We start from the raw sequence: 22,248 nt of genomic DNA, 5'->3' as shown, positions 1-22,248 counted from the left end.
TACAAAGCACACTTTTTCACCCGCTATATTCCGCCCCCCGAATTTATTCAGAACAAGATTCTGATTATTCACATAAGAAATTCATCAACTTATAACGATAAGCCTGAGCAAACTTTGACACTATGAACGACAAAATAAAATTCGCTATTAAAGTATCGCTTAGCCTGACTCTGGCTTATCTGATCCCGTTTGCCATGGGTTGGCCGCAAGCATCGACGGCCGCAACCACAGTGATGCTGATTGCATCCACAGGCAGTCGTCGTGAATCCCTCGCCAAAGGTACCTTACGCGTGTTCGGTACGTTGGTTGGCGCCGTCGTTGGCTTGTTACTGGTGGGATTGTTTGCTCAAGACCGCTTGCTGTACATGTTGAGCGTGTCGGTTGTGGTCTCATTCATTTTTTACTTCCGTAATGCCTATCAAAAAGATCCAACGCTACTCATGCTGACCGGCGTGATGACGTTGATGATGTCCAATGGCGGTGACGCAGAAGGTGCGTTTCTTTATGGCGTTGACCGCGCCTATATGACGGTGTTTGGGGTGGTGGTTTACACACTCGTGGGGACTTTCTTATTCCCGACCAAAACAGAACAAAACCTAAGACAGCTCATCGAACAACTCAACCAAGCACAACGCGCGTTGTTCACCTCTATCTTGCAAAATTTCGAGCAAAAATCGGCAGGGCAAGTCTCTCTTCAAGAAGAGGGCGAAGAAAATCCAGAAGCGGAAGAGCCACAACCTAGCGTGGATTCTCTTATCGAACAGATGTTTGCCGCCCAAAATGCGCTCGAACAGCGTTTTGCCACAGTCAGTGTGGAATGCAGCGACGTGTCGGCCTACATGAAAGAGTGGCGCTTGGCGGTCCATTTGAACAAGCAAGTAACGCAACAATTGACCGTTGCGGCGCACAGCCACTTTAGCCACCAGCAAGACCGTGAAAGCATCAGCAACTTTGATCAAGCCGTTGCGGAAATTGACGCGCTATTTGATACCTGCCAACAAGTCTGGGACGAAAAAGAGCCCGCTTTTCGTGCTCAAGAGTTCAAAGTCGAATACAACCAAGCGTTACTTGAAGACGCAGCGCACCTAGAGAAAGGCTCTGCGATTATGCTGGGGCACCTCTTGGGGCTCATGCATCAAAACTTGTCGCGTTTAGCGGAGAGCATTAGCTGCATTGACTCTGTGACGAACAATGTCTCCTTTGACCTGCCGCTGCCGAAACCGAAAGGCAAGTTTCTATGGTGGGACGCAGAAAACTTTAAAACCGCGGTCAAAACCTTTGTCACTTATTGGGTTGCAGGACTGATTTGGATTTATTTCAATCCACCAGGCGGCTACTCGTTCGTGGTCTTCTCGACCATGTTTATGTCTTTGCTGTCGTTCGTGCCTGTGCACCCGATTTTGTTGCTAGTGCTTTTCACTTTCGGCTTCTTGTTCGCGGTGCCTTCTTACGTCTTCATTCTTCCGCAATTGGATCTCGGGTTAGAGCTTGGCCTGTTTATCTTTATCTACACCTTTATCGGTTTTTATCTGTTTAACGGGCCAGTGACGATTTTCTATATGATTGGCTTGTTTGTTCTCGGTTTAGACAACAACATGTTTTATCACTTCGGGATCCTCATGACGATCATGCTGTTGTTCTACACGGTGGTGTTCATGATTATTTTCGCGCACTACTTCCCGTTTAGCTCACGACCAGAACACCTCTTTTTGACCATAAAAGAACGCTACTTCCGACATACCCGAGAGCTGTTCACTACCTATCAACAGCAGTCTAGCTCGGTTATTACGCCGCTCAAACGGGCCTTACACTTGGTGACGCTCAATGTCTCATCGAAAAAGCTCAAAGTCTGGGGTTCGAAAATCAACCACAAACACTTTGATAAAACCACGCCAGAAGCGATTGGCGCGTTTAGCAAAGCGTGTGATGTACTCAGTAATCACATCAACATCTTAATGGCCGCCGAGAAAAAGTTGATGACCAATCCACTAATTACTCAGCTTCGCCAACAGCACCGCGATTCCATCATTCCTTTGATGGCGGGCGCTTTAGCCAGCCATCAAGCAACACAAGAACTCGACTCCGTATTCGACCAATACAGTCAAGATTACCAAACATTCGAAGATAAACTGGAAGATTTTTTTAGTGAGTTGGATTTATCTGACTACGCTTATTCAGAGATAGCCGGTTTTTATATCTTGCTGAATTTAAAACGGAACGTGTTCGAAGCAATCAAGCATTGCAAGCAAACCTACGAGGATATCGATTGGGTGAACTTACAACAGAAGCGTTTTTAAAGGTGGGGATATGATGCTTCCAAAACTAACCAAACCAAGCCTCGCCATACTTTCTTTGCTCGGACTCAGTGCGTGTACCACGGTAGGACCAGATTATGTTCATCCAAAGCAGGCGCCACTGCCAAGTGACTGGTCGGTGCAAAAAGCAGCAGCCAAAGATACGCAGCAATCAGAGCAACAGCTACAACAATGGTGGCAGCAATTTAATGACTCAACTCTTAATCAGCTGGTTGAGTTGGCGAGCAAACAAAACCTCGATTTAGAAGCCGCAGGGCTACGAATTGTTCAAGCACGTTCATTGCTTGGTATTTCGACTGGCTTGCAATACCCACAAGTTCAAACAGTGTCAGGAAACCTAGCGCGTGCCTACGTAAATGATCAGGGCGTGAATAACGCCACTTTGTCGTTTGATGCTGCTTGGGAAATGGATGTTTGGGGCAAGTATGCTCGCGGAATTGAGTCGGCAGAAGCGGGTTACTACGCATCCATCGCATCGTATCACGACATCATGGTCACCATAACCGCCGAAGTGGCGCGCAATTACATCAACTATCGCACATTCCAAGAACGTATTTTGCTGTCTCGCCGCAATATCGAGATTCAAGAGCGTGTCGTACGTATTACTCAGGTGCAGTTCGACTCTGGCAACGTTACAGAATTGGACGTTCAACAAGCTAAAAACCAACTCTACACCACCAAAGCAGCGTTACCGAGCCTCGAAGTGGCAATGAAGCAATCACGTACTGTGTTGGCTTTGCTACTGGGTCTGTTACCAGAAGAAGTAGATCGACTGCTACAGTCGGATGGGATGCACAAGCAAATCGCTGAGTACGAAGCCCAGTTCAAATCGACGGGCAGAAAATCGGCGCTATCGGGCACCGACGAGCGTTCCATTGTGCCACGTCCACCGCTTTTGGATACGCAAGTGGATGCTAACTTAGTGATGCGACGTCCGGATTTGCAAGTCTCTGAGATGCAAGCTCGCGCGCAAAGTGCGCATATTGGCGTGGCAGAAACCGCTCTGTACCCAAGCTTTTCGTTGTTCGGTTCCATCGGTATCGACAGTACGGTTCCCGATGGCAGCAGTTTCAGTTTTAGCGATTCGCTCACCATGGTGGTTGGCCCAACGTTCAGTTGGAACATTTTCCAATACGGACGCGTGAAAAATAACATTCGTTTCGAAGATGCTCGCTTCCAAGAAACGCTGACGAACTACAACAAAAAGGTACTGCAAGCCGTTAATGAAGTCACCAATGCAATCGAAGCGTACGACCTGTATTTGCAGCAAAAAGATTTACGCTTGCAATCGGTCAACTCTTCCATTCGTGCGTTCAACATATCCATGACACAGTACGAAAACGGACAAATTTCATTCGAACGTCTGCTTAACTCGGTTGAAAAAATGACCCGTGCGGAAGACAGCTACGCAACGATCAAAGGGAACGTCGCGAACCAAGTTGTCGCACTCTATAAAGCCCTCGGTGGAGGCTGGCAAACCCAAACAGGCAAACCCTTCCTCAGTGAATCTATTGCCAAGCAAATGACAGAACGAACTGACTGGGATGGTTATTTAAATGAAGAAAACCGCGTATTGCCGCCTTTGCGCCTCGAAACTCCGGCTGAGACCAGTGATGAAAACAAAACGGAGGATCTCTAATGCCTCATGAACTTTCTTGGGGAGACGTTTACTTTTCTCCTACGCTACTCGTGCTCTTTCTCGCCGTCACGGCCACGTGGATAACGGTGATGATATTGAACAAGACACGTTTATCTCGCTTCATCGCTTTTCCGTCTCTGACGTTTATTGCCATCATGGTCGGTTATGTGGTGGCCATCGACAGCTTTTATATTCAATTTTAGGTGCCAAACAAGATGAAAAAACTATTCGTAATCGCACTCAATCTTGTCATTCTTGGTGGCGCAGCTTGGCTCGGCTATCAAAAGTTTGAGGAATACTTTAATAACCCATGGACACGAGATGGGCAAGTGCGTGCTAACGTCATCAAAGTGGCTCCTCGCGTATCAGGCCCAATTGTAAATGTCGCGGTGCAAGACAACCAAGAAGTGAAAACAGGCGATTTACTGTTTGAAATCGACCCTGCGACTTACGAAGTTGCTTTGTCTCAAGCCGATGTGGCACTAGAACGCGCCATTGTTAGCTCTCGCGGTAAAAAAATCGAATACGACCGCCTTAAAGATATTCGCGCGAAAGACCGCGGCGCGGTTTCTCACAAGGATCTGATTCGTCGTGAAATCGCTTACGAAGAATCGCTACTGCAAATCAAATCTGCAGAAGAGCAATTAAAGTCAGCGCGCCTTAACCTCAGCTTTACCAAAGTTTATGCGACCGTCGATGGTTTTGTATCTAACCTCGATATTAGAAACGGTACGCAAGCGGTCGCAAACCAACCACTGCTCGCACTGATCGACAAAAACAGCTTTTGGGTATTTGGTTTCTTCCGTGAAAACCAACTTGCGCAAATCGAACCTGGCAGCCAAGCGCGTGTCACTTTGATGTCTCACCCAGACACGCCAATTGACGCGACGGTTGACTCGATTGGTTGGGGTATTGCGCCCAAAGACGGCACGGTCGGCTACAACCTTCTTCCAAACGTAAACCCTGTTTTTCAGTGGATTCGCTTAGCACAACGTATTCCGGTGCGAATCTCCCTACAAGAACTTCCTGAAGATGTTGATCTTCGATTCGGGCTTTCTGCGTCCATCATGGTGATGAAAGAGTCATCCGCAGACAGTGAACAATAACTAAGTGAGAAGAGCCATGGTCATTGGTAAAAACCTCAAAAACATTAATGAAGAAAACAACTTCTTCTATCTAACCTTAGCGCTAGTGATTTTGTTGCTAGGGAGTGCGATGGCACAAGTAGTAGGTGAAGGGACGATTGAACACATACTTCAGGCTTTCACGGTTCTGACGTTTATCGTCTGTTTTGCGAGCCTTCGCTTTGACAAAACCTGGTCTCGTTTCCTCTACAGCCTGTTTGGTGTTTGGGTTCTTGTGATTGTGATCAAGACCGTTTTCGACATCAGAGAGATGAATGTGGTGATGCTTGCCCTCACCTTTGCGTTCTTTTTCGGCACTTTTAAATCCATCGCAAGACAGATTCTTTTCACCGGCCATGTCAACAGCAACAAAGTCATTGGCTCGGTAGCGCTTTTCTTGCTGCTTGGTCTGATGTGGGCGATTGCCTACCTCATTCTGCTTGAGTTTTCGCCTGAAGCCTTTACCGGTATGGAAGCGATTTCTTGGGGGCAGAACTTCTCCAATGCAGCGTATTTCAGTTTCGTTACCTTAACCACGCTCGGTTATGGCGACATTAGTCCTCTAACACCACTGGCTCAAGTCGTGGTGTATTTAGAGGCCATCACAGGTGTTTTTTATATGGCGATTGTTGTTTCAAGTCTCGTCAGTTCTAACATTGATCATCAGGTAAACAAAAATGGATAAACAATCGGTAAAAATCGACAGTAAGCTTTTCATCAGTAATATGGTGGAATCGGCAATACGCATTGGCTTGATCTTTGTCTTGCTGATGTTTACGTACGACATCATCAAACCCTTCATCCTTCCGGTTATTTGGGGCGCTATTATAGCCGTCGCTTTAATGCCGCTTACCCAAAAATTGCAGCGTGTATATGGTGGTCGCAGAGGTCTGGCAGCCACAACCATTGCTTTACTTGGTATTGCCCTCCTTGTCACGCCACTTGTTATGGTATCAGGCTCCATTGTGGATGGTGCAACGCACGCGCTTGAAGTACTACAAAATGGACAAGTGAAAATACCAGGGCCAAAACCTTCCGTAGCGGATTGGCCTATCGTGGGTGATAAGCTCTACGAAGTGTGGACCCTATTCGCTACTAATCTTGAGCAAGCGATTCAAACCTTTATGCCACAAATAAAGGCAGGACTCACATCTTTACTGGGTACACTTGGGGGCGTATTGGGAAGTTTACTGCTTTCAATCTTGTCACTTGCGATTGCAGCAGGTTTCATGACGTACTCTGAATCTGCAGCATCAGGCTTAAGAACCATCGCGATTCGAACCGCTGGTGAAAACGCAAAAAGCTGGACCACGCTTATCGCTGCGACAATTAAAAGCGTACTGCTTGGCGTAGTCGGTGTAGCGGCGATTCAAGCACTGTTGATCGGTGCTGGTTTCTTCGTATTTGGCGTTCCCGCAGCAGGTTTACTCACACTGCTTCTAATGATCTTGTGTATCGCTCAGCTCCCGGCGTTGCTCGCTGTGCTACCTGTGATTGGCTTCATGTACATGACCCAAGACACCTCAACAGCAACCATGTTTACTGTTTGGGTCGTAGTTGCGGCTCTTTCTGAAAACCTGTTCAAACCAATGTTAATGGGACGTGGCGTCGACGTGCCAATGCCTGTGATTCTGCTCGGTGCCATCGGTGGTATGCTTTTCTACGGCATCGTTGGTCTGTTCTTAGGTGCCGTTATCCTAGCAATTTGGTATGAGTTATTTGTTTGGTGGTTGAGCATTGAGAAAGCACAACAGCAAGAAGAAATGGCAGAACAACAAGACGCTTCTGATGACCAATCAGAACCTGGACACGGTGCTGGTATTTAATAAATCAATAAGTTAGAAAGAAATTTAATCTATAACTTATGATATCAAACCGCTGCATTTCAGCGGTTTGATTCTATTTGGATCACAGTTTCGTCGTAATAAATGCGATAAAAATGACGTTCTTGTTAAATTTTCATACTTATTACACTTGGGAGTTGCAATCGGGCAATGAACGATGCACTCTCGATGACCACTAATTTGCTTAGGATAAAAACAATGAAATTGATCAAGCCTTTAGCTTGTGCGCTTGCTCTCGCAATGAGTGGCATGGCATTCGCCGATGTAACCGTGAGTGTTCCTGACAACGTTTCAGTATTAGCGGCTAACGGTGAAAAAGCAGATCTTTCGGGTGGTTTTTTCGCCTCTGAAAGAACACTGACGTTACCTGATGGCCTTAACCAAGTCGTATTTCGTTTCGCCCCTTACTTCAACCAAGGTAATGACCGTTTAAGTGTTGAAAGCGATGTTATCGTTACACGATTTGACGCAACCAATGCCGAACTCACTCTACAAATGCCAGAATACCGCAACCTACGTGATGCGGAAGAGAAGATCAAAGACTTAGATTGGAAACTGGTTGATGATTCAGGCAACGCAATCGCGGTTGACCAAGACAAGTTGCTCAAACCGGGTATGCAAATCGGTCGTGATTACGTACGTGAAATCGAAGATTATAACCAAGCTGGCGGTGCAGCAGCCGTGGCTTTTGCTGGCGCAGCAACTATGCAGCCAGTCACGCTTCCTGCAAAGGTTCCTGCGGATATGAAGCAAGTGAGAGCAACTGCGGTTAAAGCGGATTCGACAGCTGAAGAGATGCTGCACTTCTGGTACCAAAAAGCAGACGCAGAAACCAAAGCTCGCTTTAAGAAATATGTTAATCAACAGTAAATCTGGTTAACTTTATCGATATTAAAAAAGCCACTTCACGTGGCTTTTTCGATCAAAAAATTAGGAAACTTGGACAACTTTAGTATTGGCGATCAAGTCATGCAACAAACGTCGCTCCGGATGAAAGAACAACAATGCCAAATTTACCAACGGGATCCCCGGAATGAGCATCTCCAGTAAGTAGCTAATAACAAGCCTTAACCCTGCTGTAACTTTCGTTGCCTTACTATCATTTTTCATTACAACTTTAATACCAATCATGCGCATACCAATGGTTTGCCCATGACTCAATGCATTCCAGTTGATCATTAAAACCGTTGGTAAAGAAAGCAAGTAAAACGCCTGAGTTTCACGAACAAGCGTGAGGTTATCTGCTAAAGAGAGCTGAAAGTCGTTAAGAAAAGAGTTAATACTCAATGCAATTATTAACACGACCACCATCGTAAAGAGCAGGTCGATAAAACCAGCAATGATTCTCTGTTGCTTGCTCGCGATAAAAGCATACATGGACTTCAGTCACCTCAATGTAATTGGTTAAGCGAGAATGACTGAGTGTACAGACGCGCAATGGTGAGCGCAGTTTAGGTATTGCCAACATAATATTCAACTAAGAACATACTAAATCGCGGTCGTATCTCAAAAGTAATCATTACATCTTGAGCATAACCGTATCAATTTAACAAAACGCTACCAGTAACGTTCGTAAATGATATTTCCCCCTGTTTGATGGCGATACTTTTCCAAGCCTAGCTCTTGTAAGACGGGCGCGGTATCTTTGATCATTTGTGGATTCCCACACATCATGACAAAGCTACGCTGAGCTGAGAATGGCGCATCAGCGGCGTTGGACAGTAAACCCGATTCGATGAGTTCAGGAATTCGGCCTTGTAATTTACCATCAACCACTTCCCTGCTGACTATCGGTATATACTTTAATCTGCCTTCATATCGTTGCTGAAGCTGTTCAATTAGGTATTTATAAACCAGATCTTTTTCGAAACGAACGGCATGAACCAGCACAATGCGCTCATTGTGAGGCGGTAAGTTTATATCATCCAGCAGCGATAAAAACGGTCCAATCCCCGTACCTGTAGATAGCAGCCACAGGTCATGAGCCTGTTTAGGAATAGAGTCATGGATTAAATCGCCATGTGCGGTGACACCGACATAAATGCTATCACCAGATTTAAGCTTTTGGAGCCGTGGAGAAAGTTGTCCTTGAGGGTCGGCTACTATTAGAAATTCCAACCAATCGAATTGCTCGCTTGGCGCATTAACCACAGAGTAAGCACGGCTGATCGGCTTACCTTCATCATCAAGCAAAGCAAGCTTGGTGAATTGGCCAGCTTTAAATGAAAGAGGCGCGCCAGATATTCTCAAACTGAACAGCTCACCTGTCCAATCAATGCGTTTCTCAACTCTTGCGAGGTTGAAACCTTTGAGTTCAATCATGAGACACCTCCTATCTGGTTACTCTTAGTTAAACTTACGCCTTCAACTCGATTATGTAAAGTTTCTAGTTTACATAATCAAACCACTATTTCATTTCACATTTTAAAAACAATTTTATTACATATTAAATGATTACATCTAGAATAAATGCTCAAAGTGATAAGTCGCGTCGCAATTTGTGGCAAAGCAGATGAAAAAGGAGCAATAAAAATGGACACACTGTTAAAGGACTTTCCCGTTATCACAGAGATAAAAGTCGCATGGGGTGAAATGGATGCTCTGCAACACGTTAATAACGTGGTCTATTTTCGCTACTTCGAGACCGCACGTTTAGATTACTTCAACAAAATTAACCTGCTGGTCGACCTGCAGACCTCGCAAATTGGACCAGTACTGAGCGAGACTCAATGCCGCTACAAATTGCCTGTTACTTACCCAGACACGCTATTAGTCGGTTCTCGCGTAATCGACATGCAAGAAGATCGCATCACGATGGAGTACCAAGTGCTGAGTAAGAAGTGGGGTAAAATTGCGACCATCGCGACCGCCACTGGTGTGATGTTTGATTTTAAGAACAACGTTAAAGCTGCGATTCCAGATCACGTTCGCCAGTCGATTTTAGACTTGGAAGGAACCGTGGGTAGTACGCATCATTTGGAGTAGCAATAAACGAGAGATTAAAGGCGAGGTTCCCGACAGCGCTTCTTCATCGCTATCGGGAATGATGCTGAGGTACCATTCCAACTTACGCAATAAGAAAACTAGCGTCATTCTAATGAGCCTAAGTGAATCATTCGAAACCTCGCTAAACGTAACAGCAGCGCGACTCTTCCAGCCTACGCGATAAGAAAAGCTGCGTCATTCTAGCGAGCCATAGCGAGACTAAAAATCTACTTACCGCTTGCTGCAGACCATAGTGCCATGAATAAACTCAATACAATCTGAGGGTAGATTCTGAATCACGCTCGTTCCTCGCTGTTCAGAATGACGGTTCGAGTTTGGCTCTGACCTCTACAAAACCATCTAAAAAAGCGATTCCAGAAGAACCTAAGTGAGTCACTCGGAATCTCGCTTTAGACGTATCAGCAGAGCGACTCTTCCAGCCTACGCGATAAGAAAAGCTGCGTCATTCTAGCGAGACTAAGAATCTACTTGCCGCTTGCTGCAGACCATAGAACCATGAATAAACTCAATACAATCTGAGGATAAATTCTGAATCACGCTCGTTCCTCTCGGTTCAGAATAACAGTTCGAGTTTGGCTCTGAGCTCTACAAAACCATCTAAAAAAGCGATTCCAGACAAACCTAAGTGACCATCCGAAATCTCGCTTGAGATGCATCAGCAGCGCGACTCTTCCAGCCTACGCGATAAGAAAAGCTGCGTCATTCTAGCGAGCCATAGCGAGACTAAGAATCTACTTGCCGCTTGCTGCAGACCATAGAACCATGAATAAACTCAATACAATCTGAAGGTAGATTCTGATTCACGCTCGTTCCTCGCGGTTCAGAATGACGGTTCGAGTTTGACTCTGACCTCTACAAAACCATCTAAAAAAGCGATTCCAGACAAGCCTAAGTGACCATCCGAAATCTCGCTTGAGACGCATCAGCAGCGCGACTCTTCCGGCCTACGCGATAAGAAAAGCTGCGTCATTCTAGCGAGCCATAGCGAGGCTAAGAATCTGCTTGCCGCTTGCTGCAGACCATAGAGCGGTTAGCAGAATGTCTCGATGTACAGCGCTTCCACCTTATCTCTGGCCCATTGCGTTTTACGCAGGAACTTCAGCGACGATTTGATTGAAGGATCTTTCTTGAAACAGTTCACACGAACGCGCTCATACATGCCATTCCAACCAAAGTGTTCAACTAGTCGGGTGACGATTTTCTCTAAACTCAACCCGTGAAGTGGGTTATTCGGCTGCTGTTGGCTCATGCTATTGATCCGGTAAAGTGAAGTTGCGCGCTAATCTAACTCAAACTCGCCGTGCAACCTAATGTTTTAACCTTGAATTGGCCTACGACTCTCCCCTATAGTAGCCCAAACTTCATAAAAGCCCTTTTCACGATGAAAGCCCTCAACGACCTCAATATTTTTGTCGAAACAGCGCGCCAAGGCAGCTTTTCAAAAGCCGCTAACAGCATGGACATGACACCAGCCGCCATTAGCGCATCGATTAAGCGTCTTGAAGGGCAAATCGGTTTCCCGTTGTTTGTGCGTTCCACCCGAAGCCTGCGTTTAACCTCAGAGGGCGAACTGTTTTTAGACAAAACCACGCAAGCGTTGGCAACATTGCAAGAGGGGTTGGATCAGATCTCAAGTGCGCGCGGGGAGTTGTCTGGTCAGCTGCACATTACTGCACCCTCCGATTTTGGTCGCAATATGTTGCTCGATTGGGTGGATGAGTTCATCGATCTCTACCCAAATGTTTCCATTAAACTAGAGCTGTCCGATAGCTTGACGGATATGTACACCAAGCCTGTCGATATTGCGATTCGCTACGGCGAACCGGCCGACTCCAATCTGGTCGTATTGGCATTGTGTGGGTCAAACGAACGGATATTATGTGCATCGCCAGAGTACGTAGCTACACATCCAGAACTCACCTCTCCTGCCGATTTAACGCAACACAATTGCTTGTGCTACATGGTCGCGGATTCGGTCTACAACAAATGGACGCTCACGCGTGGCAGCGAGAAAGAACAAATCGTGGTCAGCGGTAACTTGTTGAGCAACGATAGTGACTTGCCACACCGGTTAGCGATCAAAGGCAAAGGCATTGCGAATAAATCATTGATGGACATTAGCCGAGACTTAATCGAGGGAAGATTGGTACGAGTGTTACCAGAGTGGGATTGCGGCCCAGTGCCGCTCTACATGGTATGTGCCGATCGTCGATTATTGACGCCAACGATTCGGACTTTCCGCGACTTTATCCAACAAAAATGCTGCCAGCAACGCGCCAACGTGCTGGCAACCTTCTGTCATTAGGCGATAAATCGAAGAGGACGAATCTGGGTATATTCAACCCAATCGTTCTCTTCCAATGTTTCAAGAAACGTCGCCATATGCGGGCTTTGCAAATGCTTATCCAAGGCCTCTTGCGACGCCCAGATTTCTTGGAAGATAAATAGGCCATCGACTTTTTCGTCGAGATACAACTCGTATTGGCAACAGCCTTCTTCTTTACGAGTTGGCTCTAGTAAACCAGCAAGCAAATTCACCACCTGCTCCTTACTATCTGGATAGGCTTTCACTTCTGCGACTAAGTGGATCATCGTTTTATCACTCTTTTGCGATTTATATATTGATTACGGGGTGCTACGTCACCTGTAAGTAAGCTCGAATTAGATCTCGGTGAATACGGTTTCTGCGTCCCAGCGAGACTTTGGCGTTTTCGCGTTGAAGTCATCTTCCGCGTGGTAGCCAAGCGGCACGATCACAACACTGGTATAACCTTTTTCACGCAAGCTAAATTCTTCATCCAGCACTTTTGGATCAAACCCTTCAATTGGTACTGCATCGATTTCTAGCGTCGAAGCACCCAACAGCAACGTACCCACGTTGAGGTAAACTTGTTTCTCCATCCAATGGTTTGCATCTTTCAAATCAAAACGGTGCATGTTCACAAAGTAGCTACGGCCACCGCGCACAGCCGCTTTCGCTTCTTCAGTTGGGAATCGACCATCTTTTTCTTCTTGCACCATTAGCGCTTCAATGTAGTCGTTATCAATGCCTGTTTTTGCACAAAACACCAATACGTGAGAAGCGTTGAGAATCTTCGCCGCGTTAAACGCGTAATTCTCTTGCGCCGCTTTAGCGATGCGCTGCTTGCCTTCTTCTGTGCTTGCCAGAATGAAATGCCAAGGCTGGGAGTTCACACTCGATGGACTAAAACGAATCAGCTCTTTAACTGCGTCGATTTTTTCTTGAGGTAGCTTGCGTGTTGGGTCAAACACTTTCGTTGAGTAACGAGATTTTGCAGCTTGTACGATATCCATGAGGTTCTCCAATTAATGAATTTAAGCTGTGTAACAGCATAACCTCATGAGATAAAGGGAAAAACCGATTTCGATTAAAAACATTTTCAAAATAAATTTGAAAATAAAACGATAAGAAAGGCTTTGAGCGTTCTCACTGAACTTCTTCATCTTTTCAGCAATAATGCATGTTTGCTCGCAACCAAACTCAACTCATACTGCCTCAAGATAACATTATTACATCCTTTCTGTGCAAAAAGCTCGGTCACAATCACCTTCGAATTGCTGGCGAATATTGGCACATTGAGAAGTTGGTGGCCTTGCAATGTATGATGTTGAAAGAAGCGCCTAACCTCCAAGAAGGGCTGCTTTGGTGGAGTAAAAGTGTCTCATTATTCGACCGCCGTTTGTACGTCACATTTCAACATGGTGATGCCCAAATCCATCTGCAAGTAGAATGCAGAACGGGCGATATGCCAAATTGGGCGGAGTCGGTGTTTGGCTTGCTCAGAATGCAGTTGGAGATGCTTGAGCTAAGCGAATCAATACAAGTACAAGTTCAAGCCAGCAATCCATTCTCGGCCGATATTTTTCTAGGGGAAACGCGAGATTCTAAAACGAGTTCAAGCGTGTTTGAACTGGTGAAACACGTTTATTTGCTGCTTTCTCACCAGCCAATTGAGCAACCCGAATTGCTGAGTGTTTTGAACGCCTTGTTCATCAAAAACAGCAATTACGCGCTCAAGTTAGAGCAAGCGGCAAGGCAACTGGGCGTCTCCAAACGCACCTTGCAACGTCGACTGCAAGAGAAGCAAATGAGCTACTCTCAATGCGTTGATTTCGCTAAAAGAAAGCAAGCACTCACTTTGCTTGCCGACACCCAACTCACAACGCAGCAAATCGCCTATCAACTTGGTTATGAAGAACCTTCGAACTTTCACCGCACTTTTCGTCGTTGGTATCCGTTTTCACCCATGCAATATCGCCAACAATGTTTGGATAACCGAACTCAACTAAATCAACAACCGATCCGCTTATACTACGCCAAAGCCAATACCTTCGACGATAACCACATCGACCAACCTGTCGGCAAAATCTGGATGGAAGTGGACAATATTGCGTTTGAAAAAGTGGTCTCGGTAGAATGCCGTGACCGTGATGGCACGTGGCGTCGCTACCCAGCCTTCTTCGAGCGCTTTTTAAGTCATGGCATCGAACTCTGGGCAACGACCGAACTTCCGGTAGCGCACCCCCTTACCTTTCGCCTTTGTTATGAAGTCGATGGGGAACGTTACATTGAGAATAACCACCAGCGTGACTATGTGGTTTCTAAGGGGCTTTTAATTGGTGCAACGGAATACATTGTCCCGACTCGGCAGCTTATTAATATTGGGGCGCAATACACGCTCTTTATCGAACTGGCATGCCGACTTGAAAACGTTGCGAGGATTGACTGTTACGTCGATGATGATCCCACACCTCACGCAATGCGCTTAACCAAACACTCGCTACATTATGCTTGTTGGGTGCTGCAATTATCGCTCACTCAAACTGCAAAGCAGTGCCGTTTCCGCCTTTATGATGAATCCGACAACGAGCTCGCGAAAGAGCATTACCCGATACAATATCCTATTGTGCAACCGCTCAATTAAAACTGTCGGTCAGATCAAAATCGTCTCTTCGTGACATCATTTCACGTCTCTTTTGGCGTGAAATGACACTCTCAATTTCAAACCTTTGCTTTATCGTTTCCGCATTGCTGCATAACGGAGACAAAAACCGTGTTTGAAACCTTTCCTAACCCTATGAATAAAATAAAAATACTCCCTCTAGCGATCGCCCTAGCTCTTTCTGGCTGTGGTAGCGATGAAACTACGCCAACAGATACAGGAAGCCACGTGGCATCTCCTGATTGGCAAGACCAGATCATTTACTTCTTGATGATCGACCGTTTTAACGACGGCGACAACACGCTTAACGATCAAGGTCAGAATGAGTACGATCCTACCTCAGACAAGAAATTCAGCGGTGGTGACCTTGTTGGTGTCAGCGACAAACTGGGTTACATCGAAGACCTAGGCGCAACCTCTATCTGGATTACGCCGCCAGTGGCAAACCAATGGTGGGACGCAGAACAAAACTACGGCGGCTACCACGGCTACTGGGCGCGTGACTTCCAAAAAGTGGATGAGCACTTTGGTGACATGGAAAGCTACCAAGCGTTAGCGCGAGAAGTGCACGCTCGTAACATGTTCTTGATTCAAGACATCGTGACCAACCACGTAGGTAACTTCTTCACTTACGATGATCCATACAATTACGATCCTAGCCTTCCTTGCCAAGGTTTCCGTTTGATTGAAAATGCGCTGCCAGCAGGGCAAGAACTGCCTTATCCGCTCAACATGAATGAGTGTAAAGAAGACGGTACTGGCATTTACCACTGGACGCCAAGCATCACCGACCACAACGATCCCGTCCAAGAAAAAACCTGGCAACTGTCGGATCTGGATGACCTAAATACGTCCGATCCTGAAGTACGCGCTTATCTAAAAGAGAGCTACCGTAAATGGATTCGCGAAGTGGGCGTTGACGGTTTCCGTATCGATACCGTGAAGTTTGTTGAGCACGATTTCTGGAACGACTTCCTGCACGCCGACGATGGTGTGATGACTCAAGCGGTTGATACTGGTCGCGATAACTTCCTTACCTTTGGTGAAGTCTTCGAAACATCTACGCCTTACCACACCGAAGGCGAAGAGAAGATGCTAAGTTACATCGGCGAAAGCGGCTCACCAGAACAATTAACCTCGGTGCTGAACTTCCCATTGCAAGCTACCATGACGCGCGTGTTTGCAGCAGGACAACCGACCGATTACTTACGCTTCCGCCTTGAGAAAATGATGGAGATGTTCCCGAATCCATACATCATGCCAAACTTCATTGATAACCACGATATGCCGCGTTTTCTATCGCAAGGCAGTGTCAACGATATGAAGCAAGCGCTGATTACCATGATGGCGGTACCGGGCATTCCTGTGATTTACCAAGGTACAGAGCAAGCGATGCCAGCAGCGCGCGATGCGATGTTTGCTGGCGGTTACCGTGAAGACGGCGACTACGTAGATTCATTCGACCAAAACAGCGAGATGTACTTGTTCATCCAAGAGCTTGCTAAGTTACGTACCGAAAACAAAGTCATGACACGCGGCGAAATGAAAGTCATTGGCAGCGATAAAGCTGGTGCAGGTGTGTTCGCCTTTACCCGCACTTTGGATAACGACGAAGTCTTAGTGGTAATGAACACATCTAACTCCCCAATGTTGATGAACCAACTCGATGTAGAGCAAGCGGGCGGCACCGTTTTCCAACAACAAATCATGTCGAACTGGGCAGAAGCTCCAGAACAGTTAATCGCCGATGAAAACGGTCACGTAACCCTTGAGCTACCAGCCAAATCTGCCGTGATTTACTCGAAAACTAACGACATCCAATCGGTAGAGACCCCAGATCTCAACATCCAACTGGCACAGGATTGGGAAGGACAAACCATCACTGATGACATCGTGATTACTGGTACTGCTAACGCAAACGAGAAATTGAACCTTGTCGTGGACGGTAATCTAGAAACCGCACAAGCCATTACCGTAAGTGCTGACGGTCAATTTAGCGTGACTTTATCTACCCGTCACTTTGCAATTGGCGAGCAACAGCACCGCTTCGCGATTTACTCCACTGAGAAAAAAGCGGGCATTGAAGATGTAAACTTTGTGTCGGACTTAAGCTGGTCAAACACGCCAGACGACACTATTGATGACGCAGGCGATGCGCAAGATGGCATGGGCGGTCCTAACGGTAACTACTCGCTACCAACGGATCCAACGTTCGATAAAGATAACAGCCAACTCGCAATCAACAAAGCTGAGGTATTTACCGTCGGCAGTAACGTGCGCTTGACCTTCACTATGGACAAGATCACCGATACTTGGTTGCCACCAAACGGCTTTGACCACGTTGGTTTCACCATCTTCATTGATTTACCGGAAGAAGCGGCAACCAACCTAACGGAACTGCCTAAGATCAACGCTTCTATGCCAAGCGGAACATGGAGTCGCAATGCCGTGGTCTTCGGCTGGCAAAGTTCGATTTACAACACTCAAGGCGCAAACGCGACGACATGGGGAGAAGCCGTAACGCCAGCACCAACAGTGACAGTAGACAAAGCCAACAACACCATTTCAATGGACTTTGCTAGCGATGCACTAGGCCGCCCAGATTCGCTCGATGGTATCCGCTTCTATGTCACGACTTGGGACTTAGACGGCCTTTCGGCAAATTACCGTCCGCTAGAACAAGACAAAGGCCCTTGGAACTTCTCCGGTGGCGCATCGGATGAAAGTAAGATTTGGGACGATTTACCAATCATCACCTTGTCGGAATAAACCGTTAAATAAAACACCGCCCAGCGTTTAGCTGGGCGGCCATCAACAAAAAAATGCAGAAAGACACTTCTGCTCGTTTTTATTCTAGTTAAAGAACGATTTCACCCACAGCACCAGACTGTCCCAAAGCTGAGCGAACCACGAGCCCTCTTCTACCGCTTGGCTGCTGACCAAGGGATAACTCGCCACGGTACTGTCATCGCTTTTCCAAACGACCTTACCAATCTCATCTCCTTGCGCGATCGGCGCAATCAACGGTTCATTTAACACCACACTCTTATCAAGCCCAGCCGTCATTGAACGAGGCAGAGTGAGATAGGCATCTTTAGCAAAGATCGCCTCAACTTGATTAGCATTTCCCTTCCAAACGCGAACTTTAGACTCAACTTCCCCCTGTTTAGCAACTTGCTTGGTGTCATAAAAGCGAAAACCATAGCTGAGTAGATTCTTCGATTGGCTGATCCGAGCCTGTTTACTTGGCGTACCCATCACCACCGAGATAAGGCGCATTCTTCCTTCTTTGGCCGAGCTCACCAAGCTGTATCCGGCATTGCTGGTGTAGCCGGTTTTTCCCCCGTCGACATCAATGGAATTGTCCCACAACAACTTATTGCGGTTGTACTGCGTAATGTCGTTCCACTTGAAGACTTTCTCACTGTATAGCGCGTACACATCAGGAACATCGCTGATGATCGACTGCATGAGTCTTGCCATATCGGTTGGTGAGGTTTGGATGCCATCACTATCAAGACCATGGGAGTTCACAAAATAGGTGTCTTGCAGTCCTAATTTCTCCGCCCAACCATTCATCAAGGCAACAAAGCCGCGTTCACTGCCTGCAACATGCTCAGCCAGTGCAACGCACGCGTCATTTCCTGATTGGATGATCACGCCGCGCATTAAGTTCGCAACACTAATTTCATCTTTCGGTTTGATGAACATTTTAGAAGAACCGGGAAACTTGGCCGACCACGCGTTTTCGCTCACGGTGACAACATCATCCCATTTCAAACGCCCCGCTTTGATTTCTTGTCCAACTACATAAGCGGTCATCAACTTGGTTAAACTCGCCGGAGCAAGGCCTGCTCGCCCGTTATACTCGGCAATAATGGCACCGGATTGAAAGTCCATTAATACGTAGCCTTTTGCCTGTAACTGAGGTGGGTTGGGCGTAACAACGGCAAAAGTAGGTACGCTTATTAAACAAGTCACAATTGTCCATCGAGCCAGTGACACTTTCATCCGACTTCCTCCATGCTCTTACTTTGTCGCAACTCTATTGAGCATAGCTCACTCAACCAGTTGCACCAGTCGCTAATCGTTTCATTTTCTTGAACTTACATTGATTTGACCAAGGTATAGAACTGAAGAGGCAATTGGGAAATAGCGTTGGTTCTTCGCGCCATTCGCAGTAAAGTAGCGCTACCCCTCAATAAGGAAATAAAGATAACAATGAACGCTCAATCATTTATCGACGCAGGATTGCATTACACTCCCCACAGTTTTACCGTTCCTCTGGATTACCAAGACGCAAGCAAAGGCACCATTAGAGTCTTCGCCCGTTCGGTTTGCCTAGTTGGCGATGAAGAATCGACCAAACCTTGGTTGGTTTACTTTCAGGGCGGGCCTGGCTTTCCCTCTCCACGTCAAAACGGCAATAATGGCTGGGTAAAACGCGCCCTGCAAGAGTACCGAGTTTTGCTTCTCGACCAGCGCGGTACGGGCAACAGCAGCGTAATTAATCACCAGACGCTTGCTCACCTCACGCCAGAGCAACAAGCAGACTACTTGAGCCACTTCCGAGCGGATAACATCGTGCGCGACGCGGAATACATTCGTGAGCAATTTGGCGTCGAAAAATGGGCGATCTTAGGTCAAAGCTTTGGTGGGTTTTGCTCCCTCACCTATTTGTCTTTGTTCCCAGACAGCTTGCTACAAAGCTACATCACAGGTGGCGTGCCATCAGTCTCACGTCATGCCGACGATGTGTATGAAGCCACTTTCAAACGCACCATGGAGAAAAACCAAGCGTTCTTCCAACAATTTCCAAGTGCGCAACAACTTTGCCAAAACATTGCGAATCACTTGCTGGAAAACGAAGAGTACCTACCAAATGGTCAACGCTTCACGGTGGAGCAATTTCAACAAATCGGCATCAACTTTGGTGTGAGTGATACTTTCTTGCCAACTTACTATTGGCTAGAAAGCGCGTTGATTGAAGTGGACGGCAAACCACAACTTCGTTATGAGTTCTTAAACGATATGTTGGCGCAGCAAAACTTCCAAACCAACCCGATCTACGCCATTTTGCATGAATCGATTTACTGTCAAAGCTTCGCGTCGAATTGGAGTGCGCACCGCGTTCGCCAAACCCGATCAGAGTTTAATTATGAATCTGGCAAGCCATTTTACTTTACGGGGGAAATGGTCTTCCCATGGATGTTCGACCAATACGTTAACCTCAAACCACTAAAAGACACCGCAGAAATATTGGCAGCGAAAGAAGATTGGACTGCGCTGTACGATCAAACACAACTGGCTCAGAACAAAGTGCCTGTCAGTTGCGCCGTTTACGCCGATGATATGTTTGTTGAAATGGATATCAGCCGAGAGACGCTCGCGTTAATCCCAAACTCAAAAGCGTGGATCACCAATGAGTACGAGCACAACGGTTTACGTGCCGACGGTGAACGTATTCTCGATAGGCTCATAGCCATGGGCAAACAGACCGCAGCTACGTTGAAATAAGCACGGCAGACGTTAGAAAAACGCCTTTTCAGTATGTGGTGAAAAGGCGTTTTATAGCGGTTTATGAACAATGGCGATCAGTCATTCACTCTTTGTCCCTAAACCTTTATCCCTCACAACCTCATGTATAAAACTGCGACATGTCCTTTCCTTGTCAATGACTCCGGTGATTACTTGGTGCTTCTTGCGCCTAACTTTTTTGAAGGGCCTAAAAGAGAATAACAGCATAAATTTAAACCAAAAGTATCGGCTCCAACCTACCTAACCCACTATAATTAATGCTTATAATTTGAACACATAGCGGCTTCACCTGCGGACATGCTCCCCCTATCAAAGACCGCCAGGCCCCGCCTACTCATAATATCCGTATAATTTGTCCGTATTTCCGACTAGTTTAGTCAGGTATACTTCGTGCCGCTAAAATTTTAAGGTCGTTGACCACCTGTATTTTTAAAGGAAACCTCATGAGTCAGTATGTAGTTTGTGCGCTGTACAAGTTTGTTGAGCTGAATAACTATCAAGAGCTACGCGAGCCATTACTTGCGTTGATGGAAAAACACCATATTCGCGGAACATTACTACTGGCAAGTGAAGGTATCAACGGTACTGTTGCATCTGATCGTGCAGGTATTGATACGCTACTGGAGTGGCTAAACAACGAACCTCGTTTGACTGGCACCGTATACAAAGAGTCGTATTCTGAGACCCAGCCATTCAATCGCACCAAAGTGAAACTGAAAAAAGAGATCGTAACATTAGGTGTTGAAGGTATAGACCCTCGCCACGTAGTGGGTACTTACGTGAAACCTCAAGAGTGGAACGATCTTATTGCTGATCCTGAAGTGTTTGTTGTCGATACACGTAATGATTACGAAATCGAGATCGGGACATTCAAAGGCGCTGTAAACCCAAATACTGAAACCTTTCGTGAATTCCCAGACTATGTAAAAGAAAACATGGACCCGGCAAAACACAAGAAAGTTGCGATGTTCTGTACCGGTGGTATCCGCTGCGAAAAATCAACGGCTTACATGAAAGAACAGGGCTTTGATGAGGTCTACCACCTAGAAGGCGGCATTCTTAAATATCTTGAAGAAGTTCCTCAAGAAGAGAGCATGTGGGAAGGCGATTGTTACGTATTTGACGGGCGTGTTGCAGTGAACCACCAGCTAGAAAAAGCAGATTACGATTTATGTAACGCTTGTCGTCTACCGATCACTGAAGAAGACAAACAGTCAGAATTGTTCGAGCAAGGCGTGAGCTGTCCAAAATGTCACGGCACACACTCAGAAGAACAAATTGCTCGATTCCGCGAGCGTGAAAAACAAATTGTTCTTGCAGAGCAGCGAGGCGAGCAGCATGTTGGTGGTGAAAGTGCCAAGCAAAGAGAAGCCCGACGTGCCGCTAAGTACGCGCAAAAAGAAGCGCAGCGTAAACAAGACTAAGCCCAACTCTCCTTATATTTAGCGAGCTGCCGTAAGGTGGCTCGCTTTTACTACGCACCAATACTCTTTCAATACAATTTTGTATCCCTCACCAATACCTCTAGTTGATTGTCTCTTTTGCCTTCGGGTAGCCCCACCATTTCATCATAAGCACTTTGATGCACTAGAACCTGCTTATTTGCTTTGATATTCCTGCACTTCTTTTGCATCTCGATCAGGGAATGAGCCCTCAAAAAGATACCGTTGTCATCAGTGATAAATTGCGCTTCTCCATCAATCACGACAGATGCCTGGTACAATGCGAGATCAAGCGAATGAATGACCAATTTGTCTACATAGAAGTATTTTTGTAACTTACTCAATGGTATTGCCATGTGTCACCTCCCTGAAAGTT

Annotated in this window: 20 protein-coding genes; 13 read left to right on the top strand and 7 right to left on the bottom strand. The window is 46.4% G+C overall.

The features are described 5' to 3' along the window. Window positions 1-122: 122 nt before the first annotated feature. The 7 genes from R7P36_RS06795 (at window position 123) to R7P36_RS06765 (ending at window position 7,792) form a co-directional block, all read left to right on the top strand. Complete coding sequence (locus tag R7P36_RS06795; protein WP_191116023.1) at window positions 123-2,297, top strand: FUSC family protein; 2,175 nt, start codon at window positions 123-125, stop codon at window positions 2,295-2,297. A 10-nt stretch (window positions 2,298-2,307) separates the two neighbouring features. Then, entirely contained in the window at window positions 2,308-3,954 is a 1,647-nt protein-coding gene (locus R7P36_RS06790; protein ID WP_213899090.1) for a TolC family protein, read from the top strand. Further along, window positions 3,954-4,157 carry a DUF1656 domain-containing protein gene (locus tag R7P36_RS06785; RefSeq protein WP_005374946.1) on the top strand — a complete coding sequence of 68 codons (204 nt, stop codon included), beginning with the start codon at window positions 3,954-3,956 and terminating at the stop codon, window positions 4,155-4,157. Before R7P36_RS06790 ends, R7P36_RS06785 begins: the two co-directional genes overlap by 1 nt. A gap of 12 nt (window positions 4,158-4,169) precedes the next feature. Next, on the top strand, window positions 4,170-5,060 hold the full coding sequence (locus R7P36_RS06780; RefSeq protein ID WP_151515290.1) for an HlyD family secretion protein: 891 nt from the start codon (window positions 4,170-4,172) through the stop codon (window positions 5,058-5,060). Window positions 5,061-5,076: 16 nt separating this feature from the next. Further along, window positions 5,077-5,763 carry a potassium channel family protein gene (locus R7P36_RS06775; RefSeq protein ID WP_017634413.1) on the top strand — a complete coding sequence of 229 codons (687 nt, stop codon included), beginning with the start codon at window positions 5,077-5,079 and terminating at the stop codon, window positions 5,761-5,763. Further along, on the top strand, window positions 5,756-6,904 hold the full coding sequence (locus tag R7P36_RS06770; RefSeq protein WP_005386936.1) for an AI-2E family transporter: 1,149 nt from the start codon (window positions 5,756-5,758) through the stop codon (window positions 6,902-6,904). The genes R7P36_RS06775 and R7P36_RS06770 overlap by 8 nt, the downstream gene beginning before the upstream one ends. 216 nt (window positions 6,905-7,120) lie before the next feature. Beyond that, window positions 7,121-7,792 carry a DUF2057 domain-containing protein gene (locus R7P36_RS06765; RefSeq protein WP_213899089.1) on the top strand — a complete coding sequence of 224 codons (672 nt, stop codon included), beginning with the start codon at window positions 7,121-7,123 and terminating at the stop codon, window positions 7,790-7,792. Window positions 7,793-7,852: 60 nt separating this feature from the next. On the opposite strand, the gene R7P36_RS06760 is transcribed toward R7P36_RS06765, so the two are convergent. Together R7P36_RS06760 and R7P36_RS06755 are read right to left on the bottom strand one after the other, a co-directional pair. Beyond that, a complete protein-coding gene (locus R7P36_RS06760; RefSeq protein ID WP_025768614.1) occupies window positions 7,853-8,299 on the bottom strand; it encodes an RDD family protein in 447 nt (148 codons plus the stop codon). 180 nt (window positions 8,300-8,479) lie between these two features. Further along, on the bottom strand, window positions 8,480-9,244 hold the full coding sequence (locus R7P36_RS06755) for a ferredoxin--NADP reductase (RefSeq protein ID WP_213899088.1): 765 nt from the start codon (window positions 9,242-9,244) through the stop codon (window positions 8,480-8,482). Between the two features lie 210 nt (window positions 9,245-9,454). Between R7P36_RS06755 and R7P36_RS06750 the strand changes: the two genes are divergently transcribed. Beyond that, window positions 9,455-9,907, top strand: a complete 453-nt coding sequence (locus tag R7P36_RS06750) for an acyl-CoA thioesterase (RefSeq protein WP_005374933.1) — start codon at window positions 9,455-9,457, stop codon at window positions 9,905-9,907. Window positions 9,908-10,958: 1,051 nt separating this feature from the next. Here R7P36_RS06750 and R7P36_RS06745 read toward each other — a convergent pair. After that, a complete protein-coding gene (locus R7P36_RS06745) occupies window positions 10,959-11,177 on the bottom strand; it encodes a VF530 family DNA-binding protein (RefSeq protein ID WP_005374929.1) in 219 nt (72 codons plus the stop codon). A gap of 132 nt (window positions 11,178-11,309) precedes the next feature. Between R7P36_RS06745 and R7P36_RS06740 the strand changes: the two genes are divergently transcribed. After that, window positions 11,310-12,233 carry a LysR family transcriptional regulator gene (locus R7P36_RS06740; RefSeq protein WP_025768616.1) on the top strand — a complete coding sequence of 308 codons (924 nt, stop codon included), beginning with the start codon at window positions 11,310-11,312 and terminating at the stop codon, window positions 12,231-12,233. On the opposite strand, the gene R7P36_RS06735 is transcribed toward R7P36_RS06740, so the two are convergent. After that, entirely contained in the window at window positions 12,230-12,520 is a 291-nt protein-coding gene (locus R7P36_RS06735; RefSeq protein ID WP_213899087.1) for a putative quinol monooxygenase, read from the bottom strand. The two genes, R7P36_RS06740 and R7P36_RS06735, sit on opposite strands and share 4 nt — an antisense overlap. Before the next feature lie 69 nt (window positions 12,521-12,589). Further along, on the bottom strand, window positions 12,590-13,243 hold the full coding sequence (gene nfsB, locus R7P36_RS06730) for an oxygen-insensitive NAD(P)H nitroreductase (RefSeq protein ID WP_213899086.1): 654 nt from the start codon (window positions 13,241-13,243) through the stop codon (window positions 12,590-12,592). Between the two features lie 167 nt (window positions 13,244-13,410). On the opposite strand from nfsB, the gene R7P36_RS06725 reads away from it, so the two are divergent. Together R7P36_RS06725 and R7P36_RS06720 are read left to right on the top strand one after the other, a co-directional pair. After that, window positions 13,411-14,874, top strand: coding sequence for a helix-turn-helix transcriptional regulator (locus R7P36_RS06725; RefSeq protein ID WP_318122075.1), 1,464 nt, complete (start codon window positions 13,411-13,413; stop codon window positions 14,872-14,874). Between the two features lie 129 nt (window positions 14,875-15,003). Beyond that, entirely contained in the window at window positions 15,004-17,661 is a 2,658-nt protein-coding gene (locus R7P36_RS06720) for an alpha-amylase family glycosyl hydrolase (protein ID WP_213899084.1), read from the top strand. 84 nt (window positions 17,662-17,745) lie between these two features. Here the strand turns inward: R7P36_RS06720 and R7P36_RS06715 are convergent, their stop codons facing one another. Continuing rightward, on the bottom strand, window positions 17,746-18,903 hold the full coding sequence (locus R7P36_RS06715) for a D-alanyl-D-alanine carboxypeptidase family protein (protein ID WP_104976414.1): 1,158 nt from the start codon (window positions 18,901-18,903) through the stop codon (window positions 17,746-17,748). 210 nt (window positions 18,904-19,113) lie between these two features. Between R7P36_RS06715 and R7P36_RS06710 the strand changes: the two genes are divergently transcribed. Both R7P36_RS06710 and R7P36_RS06705 read left to right on the top strand, forming a co-directional pair. Beyond that, on the top strand, window positions 19,114-20,409 hold the full coding sequence (locus R7P36_RS06710) for an alpha/beta fold hydrolase (RefSeq protein WP_213899083.1): 1,296 nt from the start codon (window positions 19,114-19,116) through the stop codon (window positions 20,407-20,409). Between the two features lie 464 nt (window positions 20,410-20,873). Further along, a complete protein-coding gene (locus tag R7P36_RS06705) occupies window positions 20,874-21,854 on the top strand; it encodes a rhodanese-related sulfurtransferase (protein WP_017634441.1) in 981 nt (326 codons plus the stop codon). Window positions 21,855-21,922: 68 nt separating this feature from the next. Here R7P36_RS06705 and R7P36_RS06700 read toward each other — a convergent pair whose 3' ends face one another. Next, window positions 21,923-22,228, bottom strand: a complete 306-nt coding sequence (locus tag R7P36_RS06700; RefSeq protein WP_005374898.1) for a DUF6482 family protein — start codon at window positions 22,226-22,228, stop codon at window positions 21,923-21,925. Window positions 22,229-22,248: the final 20 nt, after the last annotated feature.

The sequence above is a fragment of the Vibrio sp. 397 genome (assembly GCF_033339395.1).
GTDB lineage: Bacteria > Pseudomonadota > Gammaproteobacteria > Enterobacterales > Vibrionaceae > Vibrio > Vibrio alginolyticus.
The sequence above is the reverse complement of the archived record's forward strand: the minus strand, read 5'-3'. Positions and strand labels throughout refer to the sequence as shown.

Coding starts and splice junctions, on each gene's coding strand:
- R7P36_RS06795 (WP_191116023.1), top strand. CDS start 123: ATGAACGACAAAATAAAATTCGCTATTAAAGTATCGCTTAGCCTGACT.
- R7P36_RS06790 (WP_213899090.1), top strand. CDS start 2,308: ATGATGCTTCCAAAACTAACCAAACCAAGCCTCGCCATACTTTCTTTG.
- R7P36_RS06785 (WP_005374946.1), top strand. CDS start 3,954: ATGCCTCATGAACTTTCTTGGGGAGACGTTTACTTTTCTCCTACGCTA.
- R7P36_RS06780 (WP_151515290.1), top strand. CDS start 4,170: ATGAAAAAACTATTCGTAATCGCACTCAATCTTGTCATTCTTGGTGGC.
- R7P36_RS06775 (WP_017634413.1), top strand. CDS start 5,077: ATGGTCATTGGTAAAAACCTCAAAAACATTAATGAAGAAAACAACTTC.
- R7P36_RS06770 (WP_005386936.1), top strand. CDS start 5,756: ATGGATAAACAATCGGTAAAAATCGACAGTAAGCTTTTCATCAGTAAT.
- R7P36_RS06765 (WP_213899089.1), top strand. CDS start 7,121: ATGAAATTGATCAAGCCTTTAGCTTGTGCGCTTGCTCTCGCAATGAGT.
- R7P36_RS06760 (WP_025768614.1), bottom strand. CDS start 8,299: ATGTATGCTTTTATCGCGAGCAAGCAACAGAGAATCATTGCTGGTTTT.
- R7P36_RS06755 (WP_213899088.1), bottom strand. CDS start 9,244: ATGATTGAACTCAAAGGTTTCAACCTCGCAAGAGTTGAGAAACGCATT.
- R7P36_RS06750 (WP_005374933.1), top strand. CDS start 9,455: ATGGACACACTGTTAAAGGACTTTCCCGTTATCACAGAGATAAAAGTC.
- R7P36_RS06745 (WP_005374929.1), bottom strand. CDS start 11,177: ATGAGCCAACAGCAGCCGAATAACCCACTTCACGGGTTGAGTTTAGAG.
- R7P36_RS06740 (WP_025768616.1), top strand. CDS start 11,310: ATGAAAGCCCTCAACGACCTCAATATTTTTGTCGAAACAGCGCGCCAA.
- R7P36_RS06735 (WP_213899087.1), bottom strand. CDS start 12,520: ATGATCCACTTAGTCGCAGAAGTGAAAGCCTATCCAGATAGTAAGGAG.
- nfsB (WP_213899086.1), bottom strand. CDS start 13,243: ATGGATATCGTACAAGCTGCAAAATCTCGTTACTCAACGAAAGTGTTT.
- R7P36_RS06725 (WP_318122075.1), top strand. CDS start 13,411: ATGTTTGCTCGCAACCAAACTCAACTCATACTGCCTCAAGATAACATT.
- R7P36_RS06715 (WP_104976414.1), bottom strand. CDS start 18,903: ATGAAAGTGTCACTGGCTCGATGGACAATTGTGACTTGTTTAATAAGC.
- R7P36_RS06710 (WP_213899083.1), top strand. CDS start 19,114: ATGAACGCTCAATCATTTATCGACGCAGGATTGCATTACACTCCCCAC.
- R7P36_RS06705 (WP_017634441.1), top strand. CDS start 20,874: ATGAGTCAGTATGTAGTTTGTGCGCTGTACAAGTTTGTTGAGCTGAAT.
- R7P36_RS06700 (WP_005374898.1), bottom strand. CDS start 22,228: ATGGCAATACCATTGAGTAAGTTACAAAAATACTTCTATGTAGACAAA.